Source organism: Microbacterium sp. Bi128 (assembly GCF_918698205.1).
Genome location: NZ_CAKKMM010000322.1, coordinates 1 through 4,726 on the forward strand (window position 1 = coordinate 1; position 4,726 = coordinate 4,726).

Here is a 4,726-nt window from a genome sequence, read left to right on the forward strand (position 1 = left end):
CCGCAGCCAAGTCCACGGGCACTAAATCCTCGGCCGCCAAGACGGCGGCAACCAGGACTGGTTCCAAGACTGCGGCGGCTTCCAAGACTGAAGCGGCGCCTAAAGTGACGGCGTCGAAGACGGCGCGAAAGCGTGCCTGAGCCCGGATGCCGGCTGGCGCCGTCGTGCACGTTAATCAGGAGTTCCGCAGGGCGGAGATGAGCTCGCTCTTCTTCTTGGCCGAGTAACCTTTGAGGCCGATCTCCTTGGCGCGTGCCTTCAGCTGCGGCACTGTCCAGTCCTCGTAGTCTCCGGCCTTGCCGCCCTTGCGGCCGACCGAGGACCGGCCCCGCTGGGCGGCGGCGTTGGAGATCCTGGCGGCTTTTTGCTTGGAGGCGCCGTCCTCGAGCAACTTCTCATAGAGCTCGGGGTCCTTGATGCTGGGGCTCTCTGAGCCTTGGGGCTCGCCTTTCGTCGTTGGCATGGCTGCGCGATCAGCTCCTTCGGCCGGGAACCACATGGGCGGCGGCCCGCGGTCGGTGCCGCCGGGGGATTCCAAACTAGCCGCGCCGCGGGGCCGTGACAAGCATTTGCTAAGGCCGCTTATAAAAGTTGCCCCGACGGTCCGCCGCCAGAGCAACGCGGGGTCACTTAGCGCCCAAGTACCCCACCGGAATGGGCCGTAAATGACCCCGCGTTGCTTCTGAACGAAGCGGCAGGCAACGCGAAGGCCCGGCCGGCCCCTGATCGGGGCCGGCCGGGCCAACTGAAGCTGCCGGTGTTCCGGCGCGGGGCCGGAAGGTGGGGCTATTCGGCGTCGTGATCCGTCTCAAGGATCTGCACGAGGCGGTCAAGTGCGGCGTCGGCGCCCTCACCTTCGGCACGCAACACCACAACTTCGCCGTGCGATGCGCCGAGGCTCATCAGCGACAAGATGCTGGCGGCGTCCATCGCCTCGTCCTCGGGCTCGCCCAGCCGGGCAATCGTGATCTCGAGGTTGTCGAACTCGCCTGCAGCCTCGGCGAAGATGGCGGCCGGACGGGCGTGCAGCCCGACCCGGCTGGCAATGGTGGCGTTACGTTCGGTCATTTCTGCTCCTTGAAGTCAGCTTGCGTGTTTGTCAGCTGTGAGTACGGGAACCGTTTCCACCGTATCAACCGGCTTCTTGACTGCCCAGCGCTTGAGCCCGATCACGGCGAAGGCGCCGACCACGGTACCGGCCGCAATGGCGATGCAGAACCACAGGAACGAATCGATCGCGAAGAAGACGAAGATTCCGCCGTGCGGGGCCTTCGAGCCCACACCGGCCGCCATCGAGATGGCACCGGTCACGGCGCCGCCGAGCATGCTGGCGGGGATGACGCGGAGCGGGTCCGCGGCGGCGAACGGGATGGCGCCTTCGGTGATGAAGGAGGCCCCCAGCAGCCAGGCAGCCTTGCCGTTTTCCTGTTCCGCAAGGCTGAAGAGCCTCTTGTTCAGCACGGTCGCGGCCAACGCCATGGCCAGCGGTGGGACCATGCCGGCGGCCATGACGGCCGCCATGATCTGCCACGGGGCCTGGTTGGTGATGGAGGCTGCGCCCAGGCCGGCGACTGCGAAGGAATAGGCAACCTTGTTGACGGGACCGCCGAGGTCGAAGCACATCATCAGGCCCAGGATGACGCCCAGGGCGATGGCGCTGGCACCGGTGAGGCCGGACAGGAACTCGTTGAGCCCGACAGTGACCCGGGCGATGTAAGCGCCCAGGAACACGAACAACAGGCCCGACGCCGCGAGCGACGCCACGAGCGGGATAACGACCACCGGCATCAGGCCGCGCAGCCAGCGGGCCACTTTAAGCTTGCCGATCGAATGGGCCACGTAGCCGGCGATCAGGCCGCCCACGATGCCGCCGAGGAACCCGGCACCCATGAAGACGGCAACGGCGCCGGAAACGAAGCCCGGGGCGATGCCGGGCCGGTCAGCAATGGCGTAGGCGATGTAGCCGGCCAGCGCGGGTACGAGGAAGCCCAGGGACAGGGCGCCGATCTTGAAGAGCACGGCCCCCAGGTAGGCGCCCAGCGGGCCCCAGGCCAGCTCCGGGTACACGGTAGGCAAGTTCGTGAGGCTGTTCTCCGCCAGGATCTTGTCCGCGAAGGCGGTGATGTTGTAGCCACCCAGCAGGAAGCCGAGGGCGATCAGCAGACCGCCGCCAGCCACGAACGGGATCATGTAGCTGACACCGGTCAGGAGGGCCTTCTTCAGCTTCGTGCCAATGTGCTCACTCTTTTCCTCGGCGGCCATCTCAGCCTGCTCCTCGGCGCCGAAGTGGGGCACGCGGTGGGCGTGCGGGTTGTCCGCTGCGGCGAGTGCCTCGGCGACCATCTTGTCCGGTTCGTCGATGCCTCGCTTGACCGGCGCGTTGATCACCGGCATGCCGGCGAAGCGCTCCTTGCCGCGCACGTCCACGTCCACTGCGAAGATCACGGCATCGGCGGCGGCGATCACGGCGGGGTCAAGTGCCTTGGCGCCGGAGGATCCCTGGGTTTCGACCTGCAGGTCCACGCCGACCTCTTTGGCCGCGGCGACGAGCGAGTCGGCGGCCATGTAGGTGTGGGCGATGCCGGTGGGGCACGCGGTGACGGCGACGAGGCGCTTGGGCCCCTTGGCCTTCGCCGCGCCGGCACCTTCACCGGTTGCGGCCGCCGCGGTTGAGGCGCCGGCCGCGGATGCGGCGCCGGTCGCTTCTGCAGCGGTGTGGGCGGCCGGCTTGTCCGCCAGGGCGGCGTCGACGAGGTCGACAATTTCCGCCTCGGAGGTCGCGGCGCGCAGGCTGGCCGTGAAGTCCTTCTTGATCAGCGACCGCGCCAGCTTCGAAAGCAGCTTCAAGTGGTCCTGGTCCGCGCCCTCGGGAGCGGCGATGAAGAAGATGATGTCAGCGGGCCCGTCCTTGGCGCCGAAGTCGACCGGCTGGGACAGCCGCGCCATCGCCAGCGTGGGTTCGGTGACCGCCGTCGAGCGGCAGTGCGGGATCGCGATGCCGCCCGGGACGCCCGTGGCGGTCTTGGATTCCCGGGCGAAGGCGTCGGCGAAAAGCCCTTCGGCCTCGGTGGCGCGTCCGGTGGCTGCAACCCTGCCTGCCAGATGCCGGATCACGTCCTCGGGCGAGCTGCCCAGATTCTGGTCGAGCTCGACCAGTTCGGTGGTAATGAGCTGTGTCACTGTCAATCCTTCCGGAGGGCCGTGATGGTTACGGCATCAGGGGTGGTTTGGTTGACTGCCGGGACAGTGGAGCCAGGCAGGGAAGCGGCGGCGGCACCATGGGCCACCGCCTGACGGAGGCAATCGACCGGGGCGGCGCCCTGGCTGGATGCGAGCAGGTATCCGGCCAGCGAGGAATCGCCGGCGCCGACAGTGCTGACCGCGGTGACCGGCGGGTGCGTGGCCAGCCACGCGCCGTCGGCCGTCACAAGAACGGCACCCTTGGAGCCGAGGGTGGCCAGTACGGCACCCACTCCGGAGCGCACGACGGCGGAGGCGGCGGCTGCTGCAGCCTCCGGGTCCGCTTCGAGCTCCTCGGCGGACTTGTTCGTGGCGAAACCGGCTGCGGCAGCCAGTTCCACCAGTTCCTCGGCGTTGGGTTTCAAGAGGTCCGGCTTTCCCGAGGTGTCGCCGGAGACCGCTGCGGCGAGGGGTTCGCCGGATGAATCGACGGCGACCCGTGGTGCGGCCTCGCCGTCGAACATGGACCGCAGCCGTCGGGTGACGGTTGCGTAGAAGTCGGCCGGGACCCCGGGTGGGAGCGAGCCGGCCAGGACTACCCAGGCGGCACCGCGGGCGTGGTCCAGCAGCAGGCTGATCAGGGCCTCCTGCTGCTCCTCGCTGAGGGCCGGTCCGGGTTCATTGATCTTGGTGGTGACGCCGCCGGGCTCGGTGAGGGCCACGTTGCTGCGCAGCGGCTCGCCAATCGGCAGGGCCGCGAACGGAACGTCGGTCTCCCGCAGGCCGGTGAGGACGGGGTCGGCCTCGGCGCCGGGGAGAACGGCGACTGTCTTCAGCCCCGACGCGACGAGGGCGCGGGAGACGTTGACTCCCTTGCCGCCGGATTCCTGGCGGACGGAGATGGCCCGCTGAACTTCCCCGCGGAGGAGGGGGCCGGGCAGCGCCACGGTGCGGTCCAGGCTGGGGTTGGCGGTGAGGGTGACAATCACGCGACCACCACCTCCACTCCGGCTTCCGCAAGGGCGTCGGCGAGTTCCCGGCTGGGTTGCGTGTCTGTGATCACGGTGTCCAGATCTTTCAACGAGGCGAACTGGACCAGCGTTTCCGCGTCCAGCTTGGAGGAGTCAGCCAGCACCACAATGCGGCGCGCTGATTGGACGAAGGCAGCCTTGACAGCGGCTTCTTCAGGATCGGGTGTGCTCAGCCCGAAGGCTGCATGGATGCCGTTGGTGCCGATGAAGGCGATGTCCGGGCGGATCCGGCGGGCGGCTTCCACCGTGGACTGGCCGACGGCGGCCTGGGTCAGGCCGCGGACCTTGCCGCCGAGCAGGTGCAGGGCGATCCCGGGTCCGCCGGACAGCCGGGACGCGATGGGCAGGGAGTGGGTGATGACGACGAGTTCGGCGTCGGACCCGGACGCCGCAACGGTGCCCTGCGCGGCGGCTCCGGCGGCCCGGGCGGACAGGAGTTCGGCGAGGGCCTCCGTGGTGGAGCCGGCGTCGATCAGGATGCTGCCGGTGGGGCCCTGGGGAATGAGGGCCAAGGC

General features: G+C 68.7%; 5 protein-coding genes. All 5 read right to left on the bottom strand.

What is annotated here, in order from left to right; genetic code table 11:
* Nucleotides 1–175: 175 nt before the first annotated feature.
* A complete protein-coding gene (locus LQV45_RS18055) occupies nt 176–463 on the bottom strand; it encodes a Rho termination factor N-terminal domain-containing protein (protein WP_230008207.1) in 288 nt (95 codons plus the stop codon).
* A gap of 323 nt (nt 464–786) precedes the next feature.
* Entirely contained in the window at nt 787–1,068 is a 282-nt protein-coding gene (locus tag LQV45_RS18060) for an HPr family phosphocarrier protein (RefSeq protein ID WP_018774864.1), read from the bottom strand.
* A gap of 15 nt (nt 1,069–1,083) precedes the next feature.
* Entirely contained in the window at nt 1,084–3,180 is a 2,097-nt protein-coding gene (locus LQV45_RS18065; protein ID WP_230008208.1) for a fructose-specific PTS transporter subunit EIIC, read from the bottom strand.
* A 2-nt stretch (nt 3,181–3,182) separates the two neighbouring features.
* Entirely contained in the window at nt 3,183–4,169 is a 987-nt protein-coding gene (locus LQV45_RS18070) for a 1-phosphofructokinase family hexose kinase (RefSeq protein ID WP_230008209.1), read from the bottom strand.
* Nucleotides 4,166–4,726, bottom strand: a 561-nt coding sequence (locus LQV45_RS18075) for a DeoR/GlpR family DNA-binding transcription regulator (protein WP_230008210.1), incomplete at its 5' end; no start/stop codon positions are given. The genes LQV45_RS18075 and LQV45_RS18070, both read right to left, overlap by 4 nt.